We start from the raw sequence: 24953 nt of genomic DNA, 5'->3' as shown, positions 1-24953 counted from the left end.
ATTATCTATACGCATGTAAAGTATAAGCTGTTGTAAATGCTCCATTTTCAACACCTGTATGATAGAAAATTCCTCTCCATAACTCATCTTCAGTCCATGTAATAACAGGCATATCTGGTTGAGCTAAATAACCAAGTCCTGCAAATGTTTCAAGTCTATGTCCTGATGGGTCAAAGAAATAAATAGTTTCGCCTCTTGTAATTCCATGTCTTTGTGGAGTTACATCAATTTTTACATCATGCATTGCCATAACATCAGCTGCTCTTAAAATATCATTCCATCCATCTAAGAAAAAGGCAAAATGATGCATACCAACTTCAGGACCTGCCACAAATGCAATATCATGTGGAGTTGAAGAACAAGCTAACCAAGTTGCTGCTTGTAAAGAACCTTCTGGACCTACACAAACTTGCTCTGTTAATGTAAAATCAAAAACATCAATAAAGAATTTAGTAACTTCCATAACTGATTCAGGACCTTGACACATCATTAAAGCGTGATCAATCCAATGTGCTTTTATTCCTTTACCTTCAAATGGCCAAGGAGCTGGATTTGTATCACCTGTATCTTTTCCTATAAACTCTTTATGAGCATATAAAATAAAATCATGTCCACTTGGTAGTTTAAAAGATAAACTTCTTCCACAATCAGCTACTACTCCTGCTTCTAATAATTGTGTTGAGATTCCATAATTTTCTATTTTGATTTTTAATTCATCTAAATCTGAATCATTTCTAACTTTATAAGCTATTCTATTAAATGTTGCTTCTTCACTTGGTCTTAAAATAAGACTATATTTATCCCACTCATCCCAGCATTTTAAATATAATGTACCATCTGCATCTTCTCTTGTAACTGTTAAACCCATTATGTTTACATAATAATTTCTTGATTCTTCAATATTTAACACATTAAGATCTACGTGTCCAATTCTCATAATTCCCATTTTAATTCCTTTGTTATAAATTAATTTCCAAGCGTATAAAGCTCTGATTTTGGTTTTCCTATAAACTCTATTTCCATATCACTTTTTGGAAAAGTTCTACAAGCTAAAACTATATTTGAACTCTCTTCCTCTTCTGTTATATGTTTTCGATTCATTTTTAGTTTTTCAAAATCACCACTATGAACCAATATTTTACAAACACCACATGCACCATTATGACACCCTCTTGGAACCAAATCAGTACAAGTAGATAAAGAAGCCATAAGATGTTTATCTTGAGTACAAGCTCTTTGTTTTTCTTTGTTTTTAACTAAGATATTATGTTTCACAAATATCCTTTTTTTTTGAATTTAAAATATAAACAAAACGTCTATACCTTTCATTAAAAGTAAAAGTTGCCTTTTAACTATGTGAACTATACTTTAAATAATTCGCATAAAAATCGCGATTATCTCTTTTTCTAAATTTTTTTGTTTTTTTCTTTTAGAAGTTCTATAAGCTCGATAATTCCGTTGGTTTTATTTATAAAAGTAGAGTATAAAAATACGAAGAGAATAAAATCAAAGGAGTTTTTTTGTCGATATGAAGAAATAACTTCATATCAACGAGTAAATCATTTTTATACTAAGAATTAAAGGTATTAAAGAGAATAATTTTTTCATCAAGTCCACATTTATTTTATGAACTAACATAACCCCAATTGGAGCTGTTAAATAACTTGCACTTGCAACGCAAATAAGTGCAGGAATTGAAACAAAACCTAAAGTATAAGTTTCCATTGAAGTATGACTCCAACCGTTTATTATATAACCTAAAGTTCCACAAACAGCTATTGGTAAACCAATAGCTGAAGATGTTGCAATTGCTTTTTTGATATCTATATTTTGAATCAATAAATAAGGAACACTCATTATTCCTCCACCAATAGAAACAAGAGAAGATAAAGCCCCAATAGCTCCACCTGAAAAGATATGTGTTTTTGCTGTAAAAATCTTATTTTCTGGTTTTGGCTTTTTCCCTGTAAACATCATAATTGCAGAATAAAACATAAAACAAGCAAAAATTATAGATAAATAAAATGAGTCTAATTTTGAAGCTATAAATGTAGCTAGAAAAGTTCCTATAATAATACCTGGAAGCATCATTTTAACAACATCCCAAACTATTGCTTTTTTCTTTTGTTGAGCTTTAATACTTGAAATTGAAGTAATAATTATAATAGCCATTGAAGTTCCTAAAGCTAAATGAACAACGCTATTTTCATCTATTGTATTATTTACTAAAAACATAGCTGTTAATACTGGAACTATAATTCCACCACCACCTATTCCAAAAAGTCCTGAAACTACCCCAACAAATGAACCTAAAGCTAAAAAATAAATAATTGTTTGAATATCTAACATGATAATCCTTTAAAATAAAAAAAGATACAACCATAAAGTTGTATCTTTTTAGATAGATTTAAAAAGTGGACTTTTTATTTTATCACTATACAAGTCAGCTTTTGAGAAAAATTTCTCAGTGTGTATCTCTTTTTCAAATAATCTTCCTTGCATAAGTGCTGTAATACAAGCTTCACTCATCATAGGAGGTCCACATAAATATGCTTTATTTCCTGCAAATTGATTGTTATAAAGTTTTTTAGCTACATCATTTGTAAAACCTACTTCACCGCTCCATGCAGGATTTTCATTATTTGATAAAACAGGAATATACTTAAAATTATCATATTTCTTTTCTAAATCTCTGAACATATCTGCATAATATAACTCTTCTTCATTTCTTGCTCCATGAAAAAGTGTAATTGGTAAAGTACATCCATTTTCTAACTCATCTAAAATCATAGATTTTGGACTTGAAAGTCCAGAACCACCTGCAAAAAATATCATTGGTTTATTTGCACTTCTTTTTACAAAAAATCTTCCAAAAGGTCCTGTTATTTTTCTTCTATCACCAACTTTTACATTTTGATGAATCCAAGGAGTTGCTTCACCATCTGGAATAAGCCCAATATTTAACTCTATTATTTTTCCAGTACTTGGTTGATTTGCTAGTGAAAATGCTCTTGGTTCATCAAATCCTGGAACATGATAATTTATATATTGTCCTGCTTGAAAATCCAATTCTTCATCAAGTTCAATCCAAAGTCCTAAAATTCTTGGAGTTAACATCTCTCTTTTTATAACTGTTCCCCAAATATCTTTTATAGGTATATTTCGAGCATCTACGTCCACATCAATATCTGCTTCAATCACAACATCATCAACTACTGTTGCTGTACAAGCTAAACAATATCCATCTTCTCTCTCACTCTCCATTAAAGCAAAATATGAAGCATCACCTAAATCAACCTCACCTTCTAAAACTTCTACTTTACAAGTTCCACAAAGTCCATGATTACAAGCATGAGGAAGATAAACACCTTGTCTTAAAGCAGCATCAAGAAGGGTTTGTCCTTCTTGAACTTCTACTATATCACCTGTTGGTTCTATCTCTAATTTACAAGCCATTTATGCTCCTACTTTTCCTGTTAAACTTGGTGTTATAAAAGTAATAAATGATTTATGTCCAACACCATTTTCTTTTAAACTTTTAGAAAAATCAGGAACTACTACTTTTCCATCTATTTCCCAAATAACTTCTGTTTTATCAAAATCTAAATCTTTAAAATCAGGTTCAACTTTATAACATAATGGAATAATATCTGATACTAATGCACCAAAAGGCATATCAGGAGGAAGAGGAAATGCTCTAGGAGAGCAAACAACTCTATGTCCATACCAATAAATAAATACTAATTGATTTCCATGAAATTTATCTAAACTATCTTTCATTATGATTGGATATTCTCCAATTGATTGAGTTGCCATTTTTTCTCCTTATTATTTATTTTTTAATTTATTCCACATAGCTTCATCAGGTGAACCTACATAATCCATATTATCAACACCATGTTCTATTTTATACCATTTTAAAACTTCTGGGATAGTTGCTCCTCCACAGTTTCCTTGGAAAATTTGATGAGGAGGTAACCAAGCTTGAATATATTTTTCAGGCTGTGCATCAAATATCTCTTTACAACCATCTGAACAAGTATGGAAAATCTCTCCATTAAACTCTGAAGTTTTATGTGTATAAACGTGAGGATTTCCACCTTCAATATCTGTAAATCCTAATGGAATTTGACAAGTTTGACAAACTAAAGGTAAAACTTCTGAATAAAATCTTTCACCTTTTTTCTCTAATTCTATATATCTTTCAAACATTGGTCTATAATATTTATCAAAAGTATCTGGATATTTTTCACTTAACCAATTCATTTTATTCTCATCTGGCATCCAAGTATGGAAAGCCGCTGCATTTGTATGATTATAAAAAATATTCCATACTTGATGAGATAAATGTCCTTTTTCTGCAACAATTGTATTAATTAATTTTTCTGGAACTTTAATTCCATATTTTTCTAAATCTTTATAAAGTGCCATACAGTTTTGTTCGATATATAACTCAACTGCTTCACCCCATGAAGTTGGAGAGTTAGGTAACATATAATCCATCATCATTGCTACAAGACCTAACATTCTATAACCTCTCCATAACCATTTATCCATCCATTTTTGAACAATTGGTACATTTTGAGCATCTTGTTCTAACATAAATTTAATAGCAGAAAGTCCAAGTGTCATATGTCTTGATTCATCACTTTGAGCAGAGAACCCAAATGTAACAGTTGCCATATCTCCATTATATGCAGCTCCACTCATAAATGGCACAAATAACAGACTTGTTAAAACAAACTCAAAAGAGAATGAGATAGCTGTTAAATACTCAAAAGGACCAGCTGTACTTGCATCATCACCAAATGATTTTGGAACAGATAAATACCAAATTCTATCATGCATAGTGCTATAATCATGAAAACCATCAAAATATTTATTATAATGACTCATAGTATGAACTTGAGTTTGGAAATGTCTTAACTCATCAATAGCTTGCATTTGACAAGCAATTGAAGCACCTTCGCCTCTAAAAGCACGTGCTGCGTGAGAAAAACCTTGAACAACTTTATATTCAAGTGGTGTTACACCTGTTAAAAATAGTTTTAATGCATTTACATATCTAGCATCAGAAATATTTTTTTGTGCATTGTTTTGTGCAAATGCATCAATAATTGAATAAAGTTTTTTATCTTTTTCAGCTTGTAATTTCCAATAAGAATCCATAGTCATTCTAAATGGATCTTCCCAAGCTTCCCAATCATGGATTTTTAATCCTTCCATTTCTAAAAAAGGAAAAACATCTTCTTCTTTTTGATAAGTTGGATTCCAACCAAGTCTTGTCATATATTTATATGCGTCTTTTTTATTTAATCTTTTTTTTCTAGGCTCTACACTCATAATATTTTCCTTTATCTATGTAAATTATTTATTAATTATTCCAGTACACAACAAATTCATCATCTGTTTCTTCTATTTGACCACCTAAAGAAATAAGCACTAATTGTAACTCTTCAGGATCCCAACTTCGTCCCAATTTCTCACTTACAGTTGATGCTTTCACAGTAATTTTTTCAGCTCGTTCAATTTGAATCATTGCTGGTTTATTTGTAATTACTACTCCTTCATTGTCTTCTTTTATTGCTTCTGCAATAGTTCTACCATCTTCCGTTGCTTGAAGACATAATAATGCTATACTCGCTGACATATATTCACCTTTTTTTAATTTATAAACTTATTCCACATTTATCTAATCTTTGTACTAAATCAAATTTCGCAGTTGATATCAATTCTTTTGGATTATTCGAAAAAGACACTAAAGTTTCCATTGTATTTTCCATTATTTCTATATCCTCTTTAATCCAAGAAGTTAATAACTCTTTATTTTCATTTGATTCATTTGCCATAACTTTTACAACACTATCAATCCACTTAATAGTTTCTTCAAACCAAGAAACAATAAATTCAGTCAACATTGAAATAGTCATTTCTTCATTTTTTGCCATCTCTTTTGAGAATTCATTTATCATCAAGGGAATAACAAATCCATCAAATACTAAGTTTTGCTTTATAAACAATCTAATAGGATCTTTCTCAACAAAAGAATCTTCAACTGCCTTTCTTAAACCTTGCCAATTAGGGCAGTTTAACCAAGCATCTTTTCCAGCATCTAGTTTTGAGACATCATTATCACAAAGTAATAAAATTATTTTTGTAATATGTTGAGCCATACCTAATCTATCTTCTGCTTGAAATAGACAAGCACTCATCATAGCTGTTCCATAAACTCTATCTACAATTGCTAGATTATTCATATTAGCACCATACTCATAATGTCTTAAAGGTGTTAAGAAATCAAAAACTTTTTTCAAATTATCTTTTTTGATAAAATTAACTAAACCTCTTTTTTCAACAAATTCAAAACTTTGCTCATTTGCTGCATTTTGAGAAGCTCTTGTTGATACATAAGACATATAGTGAAACTTTCTAGGATCCAACAAATCATACCAATCATTCATTTTGATTTTTGTTCTATTCTTATCATAGATTTCAAATTCTGGTTCCCATTGAGGTCTGTAATGAAAATTTTCTGTTGGTTGTGCATCATACATAGCTTCTTCATATCTTGAAGCAGGTCTATCTTCACCTAATCTTTTTGCAACATGCCCAAAAGTATGTCTTTTTGGTTCTATTTCAATACTTGCGATATTTAATTCCATATTTCTTCCTTAAACTTAATTTAATCCATATTTCCAATTTTTATTATCAATCAATAGTTCATTTTCTTGCTCTTTAGTAAAAAATGAAACTCTATTATTTTGACAAAACTCAATAAAAGCTCTGTATGGTAAAAGTAACTCAACATTCATAACTGCTTCACCTACTGCAAAATTAAATTCTACAAATCCACCCTCTTTTATGTTAATGATTTGTACAAATTTTTTTTCATTTGGCATAAGTTCATACATAAAACCTCCTAATTAAATTACTCATTCAATCTTTAGAACAAGAGAATACTATGTAAATAAAATCGCAAATTATTCGCAAAAAATCATAAAAAAAATAAAATTTGATAAAATACTTCAAAATATAAAAGGATGCTATATGAGTTCAATGAAAAAGCACTTTTTCAATAATAAAAATATACCTGCAAAATTTTCCATTTTTTATTTGATAATGGGAGTTATAGGTATAATTTTTCTTGATAGATTTTTGAATATTTATTTTACTTATGGACAAACAAGTGAAAATTCAGGTTCTACATTGAATTTTTTGTTTCTTTTTTTAATATTTAGTGTTTTAATTTTATTTTTTATTTTAAATCATATGCAAAAAGTCATTTCAAGAATAGATAAATCTTATAAAGAATTAAAAGACAAAGATAAAGAAAGACTTATTCCTTATGAATTCGCTTTAAATAACTCTGTTGATGGAATTTATTGGTTTACTATTGAAGCCAAAATTGTTTATATAAATGATGCAGCTTGTAAAATGTTAGGCTATGAAAAAGATGAATTACTCGGTAAATATCTTGAAGTAATGGATGCAACATTTAATAGGCAAACAGCTATTGAAGTTATGAGTAAAATAAAAAATACTCCAAATTGGATACTTGAAACTACTCAAAGAAGAAAAAATGGCGAAACTTTCCCTGTTGAAGTTTCAGGACATAGTTTTTTTTATGGTGGGCAAGAATATATTTGTGCTTTTGGTAGAGATATAACACAAAGATATGAGATAAATAAGAAAATAAAAAACATAAATTTAGAACTTCAAAAATCTTTAGATGAAAAAGAGATTTTATTAAAAGAGATACATCATAGAGTTAAAAATAATATGGAAATTATCTCTTCTTTACTAGCAATGCAACTTAGACGTGCTGAAGATGATGAAGTAAAATACATACTAAAACAGAGTAAAAGTAGAATCAATACAATGGCTTTAGTTCATGAATTTTTATATTTAGGAGAAAATCTAGCATATATAAATTTACAAGATTATATAAAAAGATTAGTTCAAGATATAAAAGAGTTATATATTTCTCAAAATACTAATTTAAAAGTTGATTTACATATAGATAAGTTGATTTTTTCAACAAATAGATGTATTCAAATTGGTATGGTTTTACATGAACTTTGTGTAAATGCTTTAAAGTATGCTTTTAAAGAGGATAGAGATAATCTATTATGTATTCATATAAAAAAAATGAATGATAAAATTTATGTAAAAATTAGAGATAACGGTGAAGGTTTAAAAGACATAAATTGTTTATATAAAAGTGAATCTATAGGAATGCAACTAATTCACTCAATAGTAGAAGATCAATTAGATGCAACTATTGAATTTAAAAATAATAATGGTTTAGAGTGTAATATTATATTTTCAAAAGATGAGGAAGAGTAATGGCTAAAATCAAAATTTTAATAGTAGAAGATGAATCAATAATTGCTCTTAATTTAAAAGAGACTTTAATTGATTTAGGATATGAACCTTGTGGAGTAGCTCCTAATAAATGTAAAACAATGAGAATATTAGAAAGTGGAGTAATTCCTGATTTAATTTTAATGGATATTTATCTAAAAGGTCCTACAACAGGAATTGAACTTGCTAAAGAACTTAAAGTATCTATGCCTCAAATTCCTGTAGTTTTTTTAACTGCAAACTCTGAAATTGCAACAATAAAAAAAGCTTCAGAAACTTTTGCTTATGGGTATATTTTAAAACCCTACAAAAAATCAAATCTTCAAGCTGCAATAGAAATTGCTCTTAGTAAAGCAAAAGAGGATAATGAAAAAAATCTAAAACTAAATGCTATTGAAAATGTAAACAAAACCTTGATTCATCAATTAGAATTAAACAATGAACAAAAATCAAGAACTATTCAATTAAAGTATGGTTATTTATATGACAAAGAAAAAGAGATTTTATATTATGGAGATGAACCTGTTAAACTTACCACAAAAGAGTTAAAAATTATAAAATATCTTTGTGAAAGTCCAGGACATAATGTATCTCAAGAACAACTAGAATATGCAATTTGGCAAGATGAACCAGCTGGTTATGCTGCATTTAGATCAGTTTTATTTAGACTTAGAAATAAAGTTCATAAAGATTTAATAAGTAATCAAAACAATACAGGTTATAAAATAGAACTTTTTTAATTTATAACTATTATCGCGATTAATTTACGATTAATTTCTTCTAAAATAAAGAAAATTAGAAGGATTTTTATGGATTTAAAAATTGCAAATAAAATAGCATTAATAACAGGTTCTACACAAGGTATTGGTTTTGCAACAGCCAAAAAACTTTGTGAAGAAGGTGTTAATGTAATAATCAATGGAAGAAATGAAAATAAAGTTAATAGTGCTGTTATGAAATTAAAAGCGCAATTTAACAATGTAAAAATAATAGGTATAACAGCTGATTTAAAAGATAACGAAGGTTGTAATAAATTAATTTCTCAAGTTAGACATATTGATATTTTAATAAATAATTTAGGAATTTTTGAACATAAAGAGTTTAAAGATATCACAGAAGAAGAGTGGCTTCATATGTTTAATGTAAATGTAATGAGTGGAGTAAGACTTGCTCAACACTATTTATCAAGAATGATTGAACAAAACTGGGGAAGAATAATCTTTATTTCTAGTGAATCTGCTATCCAAATACCAAAAGAGATGATTCATTATGGTATGACAAAAACTGCTCAAATCTCTGTTTCAAGAGGAATTGCTGAACTAACACGTGGAACAAACGTAACTTCAAATGCAATTATTGTAGGTCCTAGTAAATCTGAAGGTGTTGTTCAATTTATGGAAGATTTTGCTAAACAAAATAATCAAAGTTTTAAAGAGATAGAAAAAGAGTTTTTTAAAAATATCCGTCCTACTTCTTTAATTCAAAGATTTGCAGAAGTTGAAGAAGATGCAAATATGATTGTCTATACAGCAAGTAGCTTATCTAGTGCAACTAACGGCGCAATTTTAAGGGTAGATGGTGGAGTCGTTCAATCTGCATTTTAGATATTTATTTATCTTATTAATTTTATATATGATATCTATTTTATACCTAATCAAATAAAAATAAAGGAAACTAACTAATGAAAAACTATAAAATATCAATAATCAAAGGTGATGGGATAGGTCCAGAAATCGTAGATGAAGCAATAAAAGTATTAAACGCAGTTGCAAAAAAATGTGATTTCTCTTTATCTTATAAAGAGTATTTAATGGGTGGTATTGCTATTGATACTACAGGTGTTCCACTTCCTGCTGAAACAGTTGAAGGTGTTTTAAATTCTGATGCTTGTTTATTTGGTGCAATTGGTGGAGAAAAATGGGATACACTTCCTAGAGAATTAAGACCTGAAACTGGATTATTAAAATTTAGAGAAGAAATGGGTGTATACGCAAACTTAAGACCTGCAATTATTTATGATGAATTAGTAAATGCCTCTACTTTAAAACCTGAAGTAATTAAAGGTGTTGATATTATGATTGTAAGAGAATTAATTGGTGGAATCTATTTTGGAAAACCAAGAGAAAATGATGGATTTAAAGCATTTAATACAATGGTTTATACAAAACCAGAAATTGTAAGAATTGGTAAAACAGCATTTGAACTTGCAAGAAAAAGAGATAAAAGAGTTTGCTCAGTTGATAAAGCAAATGTTTTAGAAGTTTCTCAACTTTGGAGAGATACTATGAATGAATTAGCTAAAGATTACCCAGATGTTGAATTAACACATATGTATGTAGATAACGCAGCAATGCAACTTGTAAGAAATCCAAAACAATTTGATGTTATAGTAACAGGAAATATTTTTGGAGATATTCTTTCAGATACAGCATCAATGGTAGTAGGTTCAATTGGATTACTTCCAAGTGCATCAACAGGAGATAAAACAGCAATATATGAACCAATACATGGAAGTGCACCAGATATAGCAGGAATGGGGATAGCAAATCCATTGGCAACAATAGTAAGCGCAGCAATGATGCTAAGATACTCTTTAAATGAAGATAAAGCAGCAGATATGATAGAAGAAGCAATAAAAGCAGTGTTAAAAGATGGATATAGAACAAAAGATTTAGCTGCGTTTGATGCTAAAGAAGTTTTAAATACTTCTGATATGGGTAATATTATCGCAGAATATATAGAAAAATGATTTTTTTCTATATGTTTTATTCAGCAAGATTAGAAAATCTACTTTAATCTCATAAAAATAAAATTTTATGAAAAATATATATTTCCTGCAACAGCTATAATTGTCAATACTTTTAATATTAAAATTTGTGCTATTTTACTCTCTTTTATTTTCTCTATCAAAGTTTATCCTTTTTTATTTTTGATTATCTATTTCAAATAATCAGAATTATCTAATATTTATTTAAATGAATAATTAACTATAAACTCTTTTATACCTGATGTTTTAATAGGAAATTGTTTTGAATATTTAATAATTTCTTCATCAAGTGATGAAACACCTGCTTTTGTTTGAACTAAATAGATATTAAAAGTATCACTTTCTATGGTAAATTTAACATGATTAAAATAAACCTTTGCCTCTTTGAAAATATTATCCAAACATAAAGTATCTTTTCTAAAAAATGGAAAGGCTTGTCTAGATTCCCCTAGAATTTCTGTTATAAGATAATATCCAAAAGTATCAGCAGTTAAATTATCTGTACAAACTCTTTTTTCTTCTTTACTAAAATATTCATAAATAAGCCTTTCAAAAAATGAAGAAGACATCACTCCGATATCTTTTAGTATTTCAGCGTTGATATACTCGTAAATCAAAGATGAGTTTTCTTTTATAAAGGCTTTTAGTTCAGTTTCTTGCATATTTAATTCCTATAAATTTAAAAGAGATAATCTTAACAAATATGTGGTTAAAAAAGTGATTTTAAAATAAATAAAAGAGAGATATTATATTAAAAAAGATATACTTAGGATATACATAAAGGAGTTAAAATGACTGCTAAAATTTCAAAATGGGGAAATTCTCAAGGTCTTAGAATGCCAAAAGATATTATGGATAGTTTACATCTTCAAATAGGAGATAATGTTAATATTACTATGTTAGATGGAAAAGTAATCATAGAACCAATAAAAAAAGAGATTTTAAACTATGATTTAAATGAACTAGTTTCAAAAATACCAACTGACTATAAAGCAAGAGAAAAGTTCGATACAATCGTAGGTAAAGAAGAATGGTAAAAAACTATATTCCCAAAAAAGGTGATTTAGTAATACTATCTTTTGACCCATCATCAGGACATGAACAGAAAGGACGAAGACCAGCACTTATTATAAGTAATGAAGTTTTCAATAAAGCACTAGGTTTAGCCATAGCTTGCCCCATTACTAATACAGATAGAAACTTCCCTTTTCATGTAAAACTAGAAGCCAAAAATCTCAAAGGTTTTATAATGACAGAACAAATCAAATCAATAGATTTTAATGCTAGAAAAGTAAAGTTTGTTGAAAAAGTAGATGAAAATACACTAAATCAGGTTTTGGGGATTACTAAGAGTATAATTTTTTAGTAAAACTATTTTAATTTAAAAAATTTGAATATATCAAAGTTTTAGCTGATATACAAAATTTTTATGCTTCTTTATTGCCCATTTTTTATAGCATCTTTTATAACTTGGGCTACATTTTCAGGAGTGATATTTTTATCTTTACAATATTTTGATTGAAGCCAAATAGAGAGTTTTTTTTGCCCTTTACTTGCATTACAAGCACAACAACATAAAGCTATATTTTCTCTTGTTATAATTTTAGCATCATTGATTATATGTTCCCAACTAGCAGTAGTTTTTTTAGAAACTTTTACAGAAGTAAATTCTACACCGCAATAAACACAAACTTTATCTCTTTGTCTAATTTCTTGTTCTAAAGAAGAAGGGATATTCCAATTATTTGCCATTAAAGTTTCTCCATAATATAATAAAACCGTAGATTTTTGATTCTTTTAAGGAAAAAATTCTTACTTGAAATTTCTAAAAAGTTTTATGTAGATTTTGCCAAAGTTTGGCGAAGGTGTACTACAAGTACATCGAGCCAAACTTTGGTGAAAGATGCGTGAAAATTGTTAGAAATTATTCCCACTCAATAGTTGCTGGTGGTTTTGAGCTTATATCATAAACTACTCTATTGATTCCATCAACTTCGTTGATGATTCTTCTAGAGATAGTTTCTAAAATATCATGTGGAATATGTGCAAATGTTGCAGTCATACCATCTGTTGCTTCTACGATTCTAACACAAACAGTATTGTCATAAGTTCTGTTATCACCCATAACTCCAACAGATTTTACATTTAATAATACTGTAAATGCTTGCCAAGTTTTGTCATAATATCCAGTTGCATGTAACACATCTAACATGATAGTATCAGCTTTTCTTAATAACTCTAAATCAGGTTTATTTACATCTCCCATGATTCTAATAGCAAGTCCAGGTCCAGGGAATGGATGTCTTCCTATCATTGATGAAGGAAGTCCAAGTTCTAATCCTAAAGCTCTAACTTCATCTTTAAAGATTTCTCTTAAAGGCTCAACTAATTCAAATTTCATCCAATCAGGTAATCCACCAACATTGTGGTGAGATTTTATAGTTTTACTAGGACCTTTTACAGAAACTGATTCAATAACGTCTGTATAAAGTGTACCTTGTGCTAAAAACTCAATACCTTGGTGTTTTTTTGCTTCTTTATCAAATACTTCGATAAATGTTTCACCAATGATTTTTCTTTTTGTTTCAGGGTCTGTAACACCTGCTAATTTAGTTAAAAACTCTTCACTTGCATCAACAGTGATTAATTTTACACCTCTTGCTTTGAACATTGATTCAACTTGTTCTCTCTCATTTGCTCTTAATAATCCATTATCAACAAATACTGGAATTACATTTTCACCAATTGCTTCAGCTAAAAGTGTTGCTACAACAGAAGAATCAACTCCTCCTGAAACTCCACAAAGAACTTTTTTATTTCCAACTTGCTCTTGAATTCTTTTGATTTGCTCTTTAGCAAATGAACCCATATTCCAAGTAGAATCACAACCACAAATATGTTTTGCAAAGTTTTTTAATAATTTGCTTCCCTCAACTGAGTGATAAACTTCTGGGTGAAATTGGAATGCATAGATATTTCTATCAGTATTTGCAATAGCTGCAAATGGAGAGTTTTCACTTGTAGCAATTTTCTCAAATCCAGAAGGAATATTTTCAACTCTATCACCATGACTCATCCAAACGATTTGACCATCTTGTGTATCTTTAAAGATTGGATTTTCAACTTCAAATTTAAGTTTAGCTTTTCCATATTCATGATGATTTGCAGGAATTACACTTCCACCAAAATGTTGAGAAATTAACTGCATTCCGTAACAAATACCTAAAATTGGTAAACCTAATTCAAAAATTGTAGTATCAGGGTGATACGCATCATCAGAATAAACAGACGCAGGTCCACCTGATAAAATAATACCCTTTGGCGTTCTTGCCATAATATCTTCAATAGATTCACTATACGGAACTATTTCAGAATAAACTCCTGCTTCTCTTAATTTTCTAGCAATGATTTGAGTATATTGACTACCAAAATCTAGTACTACGATTGGTACATGTTTCATATATTGTTTCCTTCATATTTTGCACTGTAGCGCTTAAATATTACAAATTTTAATCTAAAATTTTATCTAAATTGTTGTAAAAAATGGGTTAAAGAGAAAATAAAATCCCTTTAATCCTATTTTTAATCTTCTTTTATATAGTGAGCACCTAAAGATTTTTTTCTATTTAATGCTGCTGTTAAAATTGATTTTGCAGTTAAAAGTCTTAAATAAAGTAGTCTTCCAACATCTTTTTTTAAATACTCTTCTATTGTTTTTAATGATTCTTCTAAAGTTTTTAACTCTCTTACAATTGATGCATAAGTCCACATAATTTCTCTTAAACTATCTTTTAAATCTTTATCTATCTCTTTATTTCTAATGTAATCAATAATTGGTTTATCATACTCTTTAAAATCTATTTTAAAATTCTCTTCTAGTGATTTTTCTACAGCAATTTGAGAAAAAACCAAACCTTCAAGTAAAGAGTTAGAAGCTAATCTATTTGCACCATGAACACCTGTACAAGCTACTTCACCTATTGCATAAAGATTTTTCATTCCTTTTACTTTTGCATCTAAAGTTGTTTCTACTCCACCCATAGAGTAGTGAAAAGCAGGACTAATAGGAACTCTTTCAAAAGGAAGGTCATAACCTAACTCTTTTAAATTTGCATAAATATTTGGAAATCTCTTCCTAAAAGCATTTTTTTCAAATGTACTAAAAGATAAATAAACACCTAAAGAAGTTTTTTTATTGTAATCAAAAATAGACCTACTAACAACATCTCTTGGAGCTAATTCACCATCTTTGTGATAATCAAATAAAAATCTATAACCATTTTCATCCACTATATAAGCACCCTCACCCCTTAAAGCTTCACTCAATAATGGTTTTCTAGCAAATGATGTTCCTCGTACAACTGTTGGATGAAATTGCATCATTTCCATATCTTTTAAAGGAAGTTTTTTTTCTGCAATTATTCCTTGAACTTCTCCTGCATTTGCTGTTGAATTAGTATGATATCTATAAATAGAACCAACACCACCACTTGCAATAATTGTATTATGAGCATAAGCTACTTTTTGCTCTGTTTCACTTGTAAAATACTGAACACCATAGCAAATATCATCTTTTATCAGTAAATCACAAACCACAGCTTGAGTTACAATCTCGTGAATACAATTTTCGAGTAAAAAGATATGCATCATTCTTCCAGTTGCATCACCATCTGCGTGTAAAATCCTATTTCTACTATGTGCTGCTTCTTTTGTATAAGCTAATTTTCCCTCTTCATTTAAATCAAATTTCATTCCAGAATCAATAAGATTTTTTATAGTAGAAATTGATTTTTTACTTAGAAGTTCAACTGCTTCAATATCATTGTAATTAACACCTGCTTCTAAAGTATCTTTTATGTGTAAAGGAATATCATTTTCATCAACAGCACTTGCTATTCCACCTTGTGCCCAAAAAGTGTTACAATTCCAAGTTGACATTTTACAAAGAATTAAAACTCTTTTATCTTTTGGAATCAATCTTGCTGCATTAAGTCCTGCAATTCCTGTTCCAATTATTACATAATCATAAACTTTCATTCTTGAACTTTTTGATTACTTTCTTCAACTGAAGATTTTGATGGAACATAAACTGGATCTGCTTTGTATCCACAACCACTAAATGATAATATAAAACCTGCTATAATTAGCCCATGAAAAAAATTAATGAAATACTTAGTCATCTTAAAAATAATCCTGAATTTAGAAAGATCAACACTTCATTTTTGATAATAAAGTTTATTGATGCTCTTCCTTTGAAATTAAAAAAAGGCGTAAAATTTGGGTATGTAAAAAACCAAACCCTCTATTTTGTATTAACCCATCCTGTTTATAAAATGGAGTTTGAGTATAACAAAGCAGATATAAAATCATTATTAAAAAATTTCAAGATAGCAAATGTTGAAGATATAGCTTTTTTTGTAACTAACGTAATAGAGAAAAAAGAGGAAAAAAAAGAGGAAAAACCTTTATATATTGAACGTTCTTATGGAATATTTGAAAATAAAGCGAAAGATGAAAAAATTTTTAAAAAATTTGAAAAAATAAGAGAAATTATAAAGAATTCTTAAATCTTTTCTCTACTTCTTTATAATTTGGGCAATAAACTTCAACTAAATTCCAAAAATCTTTTGAGTGATTTTTATGTTTTATATGAGCTAACTCATGAATTATCACATATTCCATTACTTCAATAGGAAATTTCATAAGTAAAATATTAAAATTTAAACCATTTTTATAGTTACAAGAACCCCAAGTTCTTTTGTTTTTTCTAAAACTTATAGAAGTTGGGAAAAGTTGCATTTTTTTTGATAATTCTTCTACTTTTGAAGGTAATATTTTTTGAATCTCTTTTTTATAAAAAATATCTAAATTTTTTATATTAAAATCTTCTAATTTTTTAATTTCACCCAAATATAAAAATTCATCTTCATTCAGGCTATTTTTTGATAATTTTTTTATCGAAGATTTTATCCATTCAGACTTTTTTTCAATCAATTTTTTTGCATCATAAAGAGTAAAATATCTATTTGCTTTTATTTCTATCAAATTCTCTTTTAAAATACGCAAATAACAATGTTTTATATTCTTTCTATTTTTTAATTCTACTGTTATGATTTTTTCTTCGATTTCTATTTGAAAACTCAAACTTTTCCTTAAGTATTTTTTAGGTAAAATCCTGCACTATTATATCAAAAATATAATGATAATTTTATTGAGGGAAATGCTAATGAAAATTGCAAACAGAATGGAGAATTTGTCTCCATCGGTTACTATGGCAATCACTGCCCTAGCAAGAGAGCTTAAAGCTCAAGGTAAAGATATACTAAGTTTTAGTGCAGGTGAGCCTGACTTTGACACTCCTGTAATCGTTAAAGAAGCGGCTATAAAGGCTATTAATGAAGGTCAAACAAAATATACAGCAGTAGAAGGTATTATCGCTACCAAGCAAGCAATTATTAACAAATTAAAAAAAGACCACGGTTTAGAATATAAACTTGATGGTATCGTAATTAGCAATGGTGCAAAACACTCATTATTTAACTTATTCCAAGTTCTTGTTGAAGATGGAGATGAAGTAATTATCCCAGCACCTTACTGGGTAACATATCCAGAACAAGTTAAATATTCAGGTGGAGTTCCTGTATTTATTGAAACAAATGATTCAACTGAATTCAAAATTACGCCAGAGCAGTTAAAAGCAGCAATTACACCAAAAACAAAAATTTTATTATTAAATACTCCTTCTAATCCAACAGGTTCAGTTTATTCAAGAGAAGAACTTTTAGCTTTAGGTGAAGTTTTAAAAGGTACAGATATTATCGTATTCTCAGATGAAATGTATGAAAAAATTATGTACAACGGTAAAAAATTTACAGCTGCTGCACAAGTATCTGAAGATATGTATAAAAGAACTGTAACTATCAATGGATTAAGTAAAGCTGTTGCTATGACTGGATGGAGATTTGGATATATTGCAACTTGTGATGCAGCACTTGCAAAAGCTTTAACTAAACTTCAAGGTCAAGTTACTTCAAATATCAACACAATGACTCAATATGCAGCAATTCCTGCACTTGAAGGTGATGCTGATGAAACTATTGAGATGATGAGAGTTGAATTTGAAAAAAGAAAAAATTACGCTGTTGCAGCATTTAATGATATTAAAGGTTTATCAAGTATAGATCCTGATGGTGCATTTTATCTATTTATCAACATTCAAGAAGTTACAAATGACTCTATGAAATTCTGCGCTGAGTTATTAGAGCAAAAAGGTGTTGCTTTAGTTCCAGGACTTGCTTTTGGAACTGAAGGTTATGTAAGATTCTCTTTTGCTACTGATTTAGCAACAATTCAAGAGGGAATCAAAAGAATAAAAGAGTTTGTAGAAAATAAATAATGACTCTTCAAAAAAAAGCTACCGTTGTTTCTTCTAGTGTTGCAGCGGTACTTACACTCATTAAACTTGTAATTGGAATAGCAAGTGGTTCAGTAGCTGTTTTAGCATCAGCTATTGACTCTATTTTAGATATGTTTGTGTCTATTTTTAACTACTTTGCTATTTCAAATTCTGAAAAACCAGCTGATAAAACCTTTAATTACGGAAGAGGAAAGATTGAAGCTTTAGCTTCAGTTATTGAAGGAACTATTATTACTATTTCAGGGCTTTATTTACTTTATGAAGCAGTAAATAAAGCGATAAATGGTGAAGTTTCAAAATATCTTGATATCTCTATTTATGTAATGATTATCTCTTTAGTTATAACTATTTCTTTAGTTGCTTATTTAAACAATATTGCTAAGAAAACAAACTCTATGGTTATAAAAGCTGATGCACTTCACTATAAAACAGATGTTTTTAGTAATTTAGCAGTATTAAGTTCATTATTACTTGTAAGTTTTACAGGTTATGAAATAATTGATGTTTTCGTTGGTGGGGGAATTGCTTTATATATCATATATTCAGCTTATGAACTTATTCGTGATGGAGTATTAGTTTTACTTGATAGAGCTGTGGATGAAGAGATTGTTTCAAAAATAAAAGAAATAATAAAAGATAATAAAAGAGTAAATACTTACCATTTATTAAAAACAAGAGAAGCAGGTCATCAAACATTTGTAGAAGTACACTTAGTATTTGATTGTATTATTACACTTATGGAAGCACATAAAGCAAGTGATTCAATAGAAAATAAGATAAAAAAACTGGACAATAAAAGAGATTGGATTATAAATATTCATATGGATCCATACGATGATTTTAAAATTAATGATTTAAATCATTAATCATAAATAAGCTATTCTTGTTATAATAATCAAATTATATAACAAAAGGCTTTTTTATGAATTTTATAAAGATTTTAGGTGCTAGTGGAAGTAAAGCAAAAAATCAAAATACAACTTCTTTTCAAATATTCAAAGATATTATAATTGATGCGGGAAATGTTTTAAACTCTTTAGGAAATGAAGCAAAAGATATCAATCATATTTTTTTAACCCATTCCCATGCTGACCATATAACTGATTTACCTTTTATAATTGAAACTTTTTTTGAAGAAAGAAAAACTCCACTTACGATATATGCACTTGAAGAGACTATTGAAGTATTAAAAACCTACTCTTTTAATAACGTAATTTGGCCTGACTTTACAAAAATAAAACTTTTAAATAGCAATGAAAACTCATTAATTTTGAAAAAAATAAAATTAAATGAGATTATAAGTATTGGAGAATATCAGATAAAACCAATAGAAGCAAATCATATAGCTGGTTCATGTGGTTTTGTAATTACAAAAAATCATCAAAGTTTTATAATAAGTGGAGATACCTATCTAAATCCAATTATTTGGGAAGAGATAAACAATAACAAAACTATAAAGTGTCTAATTATTGAGTGTTCATTTCCTGATAAATTTGATGAGTTAGCTAAAGTTTCAAAACATTTAACTCCAAATTTGATAGCAAAAGAGTTAAAAAATCTAAAAAGAAAAGATATCTCTATATTTTTCTATCATTTAAAGCCAAATTATGAAAAAGAATTGCTAAAAGATATAAAAAAACATAAACTTCTAAACTATAAAGGAAAGATTTTAAAAGAAGGAGATGTTATTCATATTGATACAGGAAATATTGAAAATACTCTTTTAAGTGAAAGTAAATTTGAAGAGATTATGAAAATAAATCTAGCATTTTCTTCAGAACACAATAAAGAAAAACTACTTGAAAATATTTTAAATCTAACAAGAAAATTAACAAATGCTGATGCTGGAACTTTATATATAAAATCAAAAGATGAAAAAACTTTACAATTCAAAGTTGTTCAAAATGATAGTTTAAATATTTTTATGGGTGGAACTAAAGAAAAACTCAATTGGAATGACTTACCAATTTTTTTGGAAGATGGTTCACTAAACAATAAAATGGTTGCAGTAGTTTGTGCTAATGAAAAAAGAATAATAAATATTTCAGATGTTTATAAAACAACAAAATATAAATTTGAAGGAACAAAACAGTTCGATAAAAAAACCTCTTATCGTTCAAAATCAATGCTTGTAATACCACTTATAAATCATGAAAACGAAGTTATAGGAGTTTTACAACTAATAAACAAAATAAAAAATCAAGAGATTGTAAGTTTTGATAAATTTGATGAAAAGATAATAATCTCTTTAGCTTCACAAGCTGCAATGGCTCTTACAAATATGTATTTAATAAATAGTTTAGAAGACTTTATAAATGCGTTTGTAGCAACTATTGCAAAAGCTATTGATGCAAAATCTCCTTACACAAAAGACCATATAGCAAAAGTTGAAAAAATAGCTTTGCTTTTAGCAAAAGCGATAAATGATGATGAAACAATTTATAAAGATGTAAAATATACTCAAAATGATTATAAACAAATAGCTCTTGCTGCATGGATGCATGATATTGGGAAAATTTCAATGCCAGAACATGTAATAGATAAAGCAACTAAATTAGAAAAAATATTTGACAGAATTCATCTAGTAGAACAAAGATTTGAATTAATAAAAAAAGATAAAGAGATAGAGTATTTAAAACAACTTATTAGTAAAGATGAGTTTGAAAATAGTATAAAACAGCTGAATGAAAATATAGATTTTATCAAAAAAACAAATCTTGGAGGAGAGTTTATGCTTGATGAAGATATAGAAAAACTTGAAAATATTTCTAAACAAACTTATGTTAAAAATGGTGAATCACTTCCTTTATTAACTCAAGATGAACTATATAATTTATCGATTAAAAAAGGAACTCTTACAAAAGAAGAAATTGATATCATAAAAAATCATGCCCAATTATCTCTTGATATGATTTCAGAATTACCTTTTCCAAAAAAATATAAAGATGTATTAAATATTGCTTGTAATCACCATGAAAAACTAAATGGTTTAGGTTATCCAAGAGGTTTAAGTGATTCACAAATCAGTTTAGAAGATAGAATTATGATTTTAGCTGATATTTTTGAAGCTTTAACAGCTTCAACAAGACCATATAAAGAAGCTATGAAATTATCAACTGTTGAAAATATTTTAACAACAATGACAAAAAGAGGAGAATTAGATAAGAATTTAGTTGATTTTTTCTTTAACCATGACATTTTCAAAAAGTACTCAAAAGAAGAATTAAAAGATTATCAATTAGATTTATAAAAAAGAGAATTAAATCTCTTCTTTATTTCCTGATTTTAAAGAGTTTATTTTTTCATCTATTAAAGCTAAGGTTCTTTCTTGTGTTTTATAAGAAATCTCAGGAAGTTCTCCTCCAAACATCTTTTTAGCTTCTTCAAATCCTTGAATAATTCCTTCTCTTCCTTTTTGTAAAAGTTCCAAATCATCACCTGCAAAATTAAAAACAAAATTCGCAACCCTATCTGAAGTTTGAGTTATTCCAAAAAAGCCATTATCACTTACAAGTTCTTTTGCTTCATCTTGAGTTAATTCAGTAATTGGTTTACCTTCATAACCAATATTTTTTAAACTCATACCATTTGAACTCTCTTTTCCACTTAAAAAATCTAATACTTCTCTTTGATTAGAGTTTAAACTAGCTTGAGATAGAGTGTTTCCTTGAGTGATATTTGAAGCATTCATTGCAAATAAAATATATTGAGCATTCATAGAAATACTAACTTTTACAGCTGATTCTTTTATAGTTTCCTCAAGAGTTTTTTTTCCTTGAGTAGTATCCTCGGTTTTATTATTTACACCAACATTTTGATTTTGTTTAAAAGCATTTAACGCTAAATTTGTGCTACTTTGGACTTCCATGAAAAACTCCTTGTTTTTAAATTATACATTTCTTAAAATTAAATAAATATTATTTATTACTAATAGCATTTATTCCTTGTTCTTTTAATAGTTTTTTATCAAAATCTTTTTCAGTAGTTACTGCAATAAGTTTTATATCCAATGATTGAGTTAATATTTTTAACATATTTAAACTCTGTTTTGATTCTAATAAAAAGTAATCTGAAACTTTTATATAAGATGGTTTCAATTCTTTTAGATATGAATAATCATCACTATTTGCAATAAAATTATAAATAGCAAATTGAAAATTATATTCTTTAAACAACTTTATATACATCAAAGAATTTGAAAAATTTTGATTAAATGCTTCTTCTTCTATTTCAAATATAAAATTATTTTTATTTTTGTTGTTTTCTAAAATAGTCTTAAAATCTGAATAGTTATTTAAATCTTCAACTAAAAAATGTGGTAATTGAATAGATAATTTTTCTTGTGATTCTTTATTCTTTAGAATTTTATTTATTATATGAAAATAAACTTCATTTAATTTATTAAGTTCAACTAAAGATGCTATAAAGCCTTTATTAGAAAAATTATCTTCTTTATAACTTAATTCAAAATCTACAGTTTTTAATAAAATTTCATTTGAATTTATGTCAATTATCTCTTTATATAATAAAATAAATGAATCATTTTTTAAAGAATCATTTATAATAGTTATCCACTCTTCTTTTGATTTGTATTTTTCTATATCTTCTAAAAAATAAAACTTCTTTTCTGTATGAAGTTTTGCTTGGGAAATTACATAATCAATTTTGATAAGTAAATTTTTTAGGCTTTCTTCATTATCATATTTACATACTCCTAAATTTATTTTTTCTTTTAAATCTTCAAGTTCATAAACTTTAGATAAAAAATTCTCTATCAAACTTTTAATATTATTTTCATCTATATTTGGAATTAAAATTACAAATTCAGAACCATTCATTCTTGCTATTAGGTTTGAATTATTTTCAAAATCATTTTTAAATAATGTTGCTAAGTTATATAGAATTTCATTTGTTTTTATATATCCAAAAGTTTTGTTAATAATCTCCATTTTTAAAGAAAAAACTATAATATATCCCTTATTATTAGGATTATTTCTATCTAAATAATCATTTACTTTTAATAAAAAATACTTTCTATTGTTTAGTTTTGTTATTTCATCAAAATATAATAATTCTTTATTCAGTTTCAAAACATTATTTGTATTTTCAAACATTTTTTCAAACTTATTTACCATACTATTTATGCTTAAAGTCAATGCTTTAAACTCAGAAGTAAAAGGAAGTTTTTTTTCTAAAATAAATTCATTTTTCATTACTAATTGAGCTTGTTTTTCTATAGTTTTTAAAGGTTTTAAAATAAAATTAAATAGATAAAATAAAATTACTAATAAAAAAATAAAACTAATAAGCAATGTAAAAATAAGATTTTTAAATATTTTATAAGTTTGCTCAAAAAATAGTGTTCTATCATTATAAATTTCAATAATCCCCATAACATTCCAGCCACTTGAAATAACAGATTTAGCACTTATTTCATCTATATTTACTAATTTTAAAAACCATTGTGGTATATTGGTTTGTCCTGAATAAGTCTCTTTTTTTAATTCATAAATAATATTTTCTTCAACATCCTTAAAAATGATTTTTTCATAATTTCCGTTATCAAAACTTGCATTTATAACAGTTTTTATAGAGCTTATTTCAGTTCCTGAATTTGTAATAGATAAACTAAGATTTGTTACACTATTTTGAACATTTTCATATAGAGATTTTTCTGCAGAATTTTTTATAATATTAAAACTAACTGCTGTAATTAAAATAAACAATATTGTAAAAACAAATAATAAAACTATAAAAACTTGTCTATATAAACTCATATCTTTTTCTCCTTAAAATTTTGTAAAACAACATCCCATTTTCTATGAGCAGCTGTTTTACTACCTTTATCTAAAATATTTGGATTAAAATTATAAATTGGGGTTAAATCATCTCTTTTTGAAGCAGGAAATATTATTTTTCTTATACTGTCTAAAATTAATGGTTCTGAATTTGGCGTTTCAAAGTAAGATAAAACCATATGTGTATCTGTTGCACCTTTTAGTTTTACATAACTTAAAAACATTTTAGAAGTGGGGATTCCTAAATGTTTTAATGCAAAATATTTTGCAATAACATAGTCTTCACAATCACCTTTATCTTTAGCTAAAAACTCATAAGGTGATGCCCAATAATCACTTTTACCATAAATTTTTATATCATCTCCATACTTTACACCATTAAAAAAATCATTAACTTTTTCAAGTTTTGTTTTCGTGTCTGCTGTTTCTAATTTTTTTAATAATTTATTTAATGCTATAAATCTATTTTTTGCAAACTTATTGTATTTTCTTTCCACTTTTTGAAGAAGTGAATCATCTGCAAAATCTGCTGAATAACTAGTAAAAATTAAAAGTAAAATAATTATAAAGATTTTCATAAATTCATTTTATCTAAATAATTAAAGAG

The 24953-nt window shown here is 27.5% G+C and carries 28 protein-coding genes; 10 read left to right on the top strand and 18 right to left on the bottom strand.

The window, feature by feature from the left end:
- Window position 1 precedes the first annotated feature (1 nt).
- The 9 genes from AAQM_RS04885 to AAQM_RS04845 all read right to left on the bottom strand — a co-directional run bounded on the left by AAQM_RS04885 (window position 2) and on the right by AAQM_RS04845 (window position 6911).
- Window positions 2-946, bottom strand: coding sequence for a catechol 2,3-dioxygenase (locus AAQM_RS04885; RefSeq protein ID WP_129094776.1), 945 nt, complete (start codon window positions 944-946; stop codon window positions 2-4).
- A 20-nt stretch (window positions 947-966) separates the two neighbouring features.
- The gene (locus AAQM_RS04880) at window positions 967-1275 is read right to left on the bottom strand and encodes a 2Fe-2S iron-sulfur cluster-binding protein (RefSeq protein WP_129014494.1); all 309 of its coding nucleotides are present in this window, start codon (window positions 1273-1275) and stop codon (window positions 967-969) included.
- A 267-nt stretch (window positions 1276-1542) separates the two neighbouring features.
- A complete protein-coding gene (locus AAQM_RS04875; protein ID WP_129094775.1) occupies window positions 1543-2349 on the bottom strand; it encodes a sulfite exporter TauE/SafE family protein in 807 nt (268 codons plus the stop codon).
- A gap of 48 nt (window positions 2350-2397) precedes the next feature.
- On the bottom strand, window positions 2398-3456 hold the full coding sequence (locus AAQM_RS04870; RefSeq protein ID WP_129094774.1) for an NADH:ubiquinone reductase (Na(+)-transporting) subunit F: 1059 nt from the start codon (window positions 3454-3456) through the stop codon (window positions 2398-2400).
- A complete protein-coding gene (locus AAQM_RS04865) occupies window positions 3457-3816 on the bottom strand; it encodes a phenol hydroxylase subunit P4 (protein ID WP_129094773.1) in 360 nt (119 codons plus the stop codon).
- A gap of 12 nt (window positions 3817-3828) precedes the next feature.
- The gene (locus tag AAQM_RS04860) at window positions 3829-5343 is read right to left on the bottom strand and encodes a ferritin family protein (protein ID WP_129011630.1); all 1515 of its coding nucleotides are present in this window, start codon (window positions 5341-5343) and stop codon (window positions 3829-3831) included.
- Window positions 5344-5374: 31 nt separating this feature from the next.
- Entirely contained in the window at window positions 5375-5650 is a 276-nt protein-coding gene (locus AAQM_RS04855; RefSeq protein ID WP_129094772.1) for an MmoB/DmpM family protein, read from the bottom strand.
- 19 nt (window positions 5651-5669) lie between these two features.
- Window positions 5670-6662 carry a ferritin family protein gene (locus AAQM_RS04850; protein ID WP_129011628.1) on the bottom strand — a complete coding sequence of 331 codons (993 nt, stop codon included), beginning with the start codon at window positions 6660-6662 and terminating at the stop codon, window positions 5670-5672.
- A 15-nt stretch (window positions 6663-6677) separates the two neighbouring features.
- On the bottom strand, window positions 6678-6911 hold the full coding sequence (locus AAQM_RS04845; protein ID WP_129094771.1) for a phenol hydroxylase subunit: 234 nt from the start codon (window positions 6909-6911) through the stop codon (window positions 6678-6680).
- Between the two features lie 136 nt (window positions 6912-7047).
- On the opposite strand from AAQM_RS04845, the gene AAQM_RS04840 reads away from it, so the two are divergent.
- The 4 genes from AAQM_RS04840 to leuB all read left to right on the top strand — a co-directional run bounded on the left by AAQM_RS04840 (window position 7048) and on the right by leuB (window position 11113).
- Window positions 7048-8346 carry a sensor histidine kinase gene (locus AAQM_RS04840; protein ID WP_129094770.1) on the top strand — a complete coding sequence of 433 codons (1299 nt, stop codon included), beginning with the start codon at window positions 7048-7050 and terminating at the stop codon, window positions 8344-8346.
- Window positions 8346-9104 carry a response regulator gene (locus AAQM_RS04835; RefSeq protein ID WP_129094769.1) on the top strand — a complete coding sequence of 253 codons (759 nt, stop codon included), beginning with the start codon at window positions 8346-8348 and terminating at the stop codon, window positions 9102-9104. Before AAQM_RS04840 ends, AAQM_RS04835 begins: the two co-directional genes overlap by 1 nt.
- A gap of 69 nt (window positions 9105-9173) precedes the next feature.
- On the top strand, window positions 9174-9968 hold the full coding sequence (locus AAQM_RS04830) for an SDR family NAD(P)-dependent oxidoreductase (protein WP_129094768.1): 795 nt from the start codon (window positions 9174-9176) through the stop codon (window positions 9966-9968).
- Between the two features lie 77 nt (window positions 9969-10045).
- A complete protein-coding gene (leuB, locus tag AAQM_RS04825; RefSeq protein ID WP_171920660.1) occupies window positions 10046-11113 on the top strand; it encodes a 3-isopropylmalate dehydrogenase in 1068 nt (355 codons plus the stop codon).
- Window positions 11114-11331: 218 nt separating this feature from the next.
- On the opposite strand, the gene AAQM_RS04820 is transcribed toward leuB, so the two are convergent.
- Window positions 11332-11793: a hypothetical protein gene (locus tag AAQM_RS04820; RefSeq protein ID WP_129094647.1), complete on the bottom strand. Its 462-nt coding sequence runs from the start codon at window positions 11791-11793 to the stop codon at window positions 11332-11334.
- A gap of 129 nt (window positions 11794-11922) precedes the next feature.
- Here AAQM_RS04820 and AAQM_RS04815 point away from each other — a divergent pair, with 129 nt between their 5' ends.
- Window positions 11923-12168: an AbrB/MazE/SpoVT family DNA-binding domain-containing protein gene (locus AAQM_RS04815; RefSeq protein ID WP_129094646.1), complete on the top strand. Its 246-nt coding sequence runs from the start codon at window positions 11923-11925 to the stop codon at window positions 12166-12168.
- Complete coding sequence (locus AAQM_RS04810; RefSeq protein ID WP_129094645.1) at window positions 12162-12497, top strand: type II toxin-antitoxin system PemK/MazF family toxin; 336 nt, start codon at window positions 12162-12164, stop codon at window positions 12495-12497. The genes AAQM_RS04815 and AAQM_RS04810 overlap by 7 nt, the downstream gene beginning before the upstream one ends.
- Window positions 12498-12568: 71 nt before the next feature.
- On the opposite strand, the gene AAQM_RS04805 is transcribed toward AAQM_RS04810, so the two are convergent.
- The 4 genes from AAQM_RS04805 to AAQM_RS04790 form a co-directional block, all read right to left on the bottom strand.
- Complete coding sequence (locus AAQM_RS04805; protein ID WP_129094644.1) at window positions 12569-12883, bottom strand: HNH endonuclease; 315 nt, start codon at window positions 12881-12883, stop codon at window positions 12569-12571.
- A 172-nt stretch (window positions 12884-13055) separates the two neighbouring features.
- On the bottom strand, window positions 13056-14591 hold the full coding sequence (guaA, locus tag AAQM_RS04800; protein ID WP_129094643.1) for a glutamine-hydrolyzing GMP synthase: 1536 nt from the start codon (window positions 14589-14591) through the stop codon (window positions 13056-13058).
- 122 nt (window positions 14592-14713) lie between these two features.
- Window positions 14714-16168, bottom strand: a complete 1455-nt coding sequence (locus AAQM_RS04795) for an L-aspartate oxidase (RefSeq protein WP_129094642.1) — start codon at window positions 16166-16168, stop codon at window positions 14714-14716.
- Complete coding sequence (locus tag AAQM_RS04790) at window positions 16165-16311, bottom strand: hypothetical protein (RefSeq protein ID WP_164967033.1); 147 nt, start codon at window positions 16309-16311, stop codon at window positions 16165-16167. Before AAQM_RS04790 ends, AAQM_RS04795 begins: the two co-directional genes overlap by 4 nt.
- 42 nt (window positions 16312-16353) lie before the next feature.
- Between AAQM_RS04790 and AAQM_RS04785 the strand changes: the two genes are divergently transcribed.
- A complete protein-coding gene (locus tag AAQM_RS04785) occupies window positions 16354-16698 on the top strand; it encodes a DUF721 domain-containing protein (RefSeq protein ID WP_228254500.1) in 345 nt (114 codons plus the stop codon).
- Here AAQM_RS04785 and AAQM_RS04780 read toward each other — a convergent pair.
- Window positions 16682-17275 (bottom strand): M48 family metallopeptidase, encoded by a 594-nt coding sequence (locus AAQM_RS04780; RefSeq protein WP_129094640.1) that lies wholly within the window; start codon window positions 17273-17275, stop codon window positions 16682-16684. The two genes, AAQM_RS04785 and AAQM_RS04780, sit on opposite strands and share 17 nt — an antisense overlap.
- A gap of 82 nt (window positions 17276-17357) precedes the next feature.
- On the opposite strand from AAQM_RS04780, the gene AAQM_RS04775 reads away from it, so the two are divergent.
- The 3 genes from AAQM_RS04775 to AAQM_RS04765 are packed head-to-tail and all read left to right on the top strand — an operon-like array spanning window position 17358 to window position 21798.
- On the top strand, window positions 17358-18527 hold the full coding sequence (locus AAQM_RS04775; protein ID WP_129094639.1) for a pyridoxal phosphate-dependent aminotransferase: 1170 nt from the start codon (window positions 17358-17360) through the stop codon (window positions 18525-18527).
- Window positions 18527-19414, top strand: a complete 888-nt coding sequence (locus AAQM_RS04770; RefSeq protein ID WP_171920659.1) for a cation diffusion facilitator family transporter — start codon at window positions 18527-18529, stop codon at window positions 19412-19414. The genes AAQM_RS04775 and AAQM_RS04770 overlap by 1 nt, the downstream gene beginning before the upstream one ends.
- A 56-nt stretch (window positions 19415-19470) precedes the next feature.
- The gene (locus AAQM_RS04765) at window positions 19471-21798 is read left to right on the top strand and encodes an HD domain-containing phosphohydrolase (protein WP_129094637.1); all 2328 of its coding nucleotides are present in this window, start codon (window positions 19471-19473) and stop codon (window positions 21796-21798) included.
- 9 nt (window positions 21799-21807) lie between these two features.
- On the opposite strand, the gene AAQM_RS04760 is transcribed toward AAQM_RS04765, so the two are convergent.
- Genes AAQM_RS04760 through AAQM_RS04750 form a run of 3 tightly spaced genes read right to left on the bottom strand, consistent with a single transcriptional unit; the run spans window position 21808 to window position 24924 of the window.
- The gene (locus AAQM_RS04760; RefSeq protein WP_129094636.1) at window positions 21808-22416 is read right to left on the bottom strand and encodes a hypothetical protein; all 609 of its coding nucleotides are present in this window, start codon (window positions 22414-22416) and stop codon (window positions 21808-21810) included.
- A 49-nt stretch (window positions 22417-22465) separates the two neighbouring features.
- Window positions 22466-24325, bottom strand: a complete 1860-nt coding sequence (locus AAQM_RS04755; RefSeq protein ID WP_129094635.1) for a LapD/MoxY N-terminal periplasmic domain-containing protein — start codon at window positions 24323-24325, stop codon at window positions 22466-22468.
- On the bottom strand, window positions 24322-24924 hold the full coding sequence (locus tag AAQM_RS04750; RefSeq protein ID WP_129094634.1) for a transglutaminase-like cysteine peptidase: 603 nt from the start codon (window positions 24922-24924) through the stop codon (window positions 24322-24324). Before AAQM_RS04750 ends, AAQM_RS04755 begins: the two co-directional genes overlap by 4 nt.
- Between the last annotated feature and the right edge of the window lie 29 nt (window positions 24925-24953).

The organism is Arcobacter aquimarinus (assembly GCF_013177635.1).
Taxonomy (GTDB): Bacteria; Campylobacterota; Campylobacteria; order Campylobacterales; family Arcobacteraceae; genus Aliarcobacter; species Aliarcobacter aquimarinus.
Note: the sequence above shows the minus strand (reverse complement) of the source record. Positions and strands in the feature narration are given on the sequence as shown.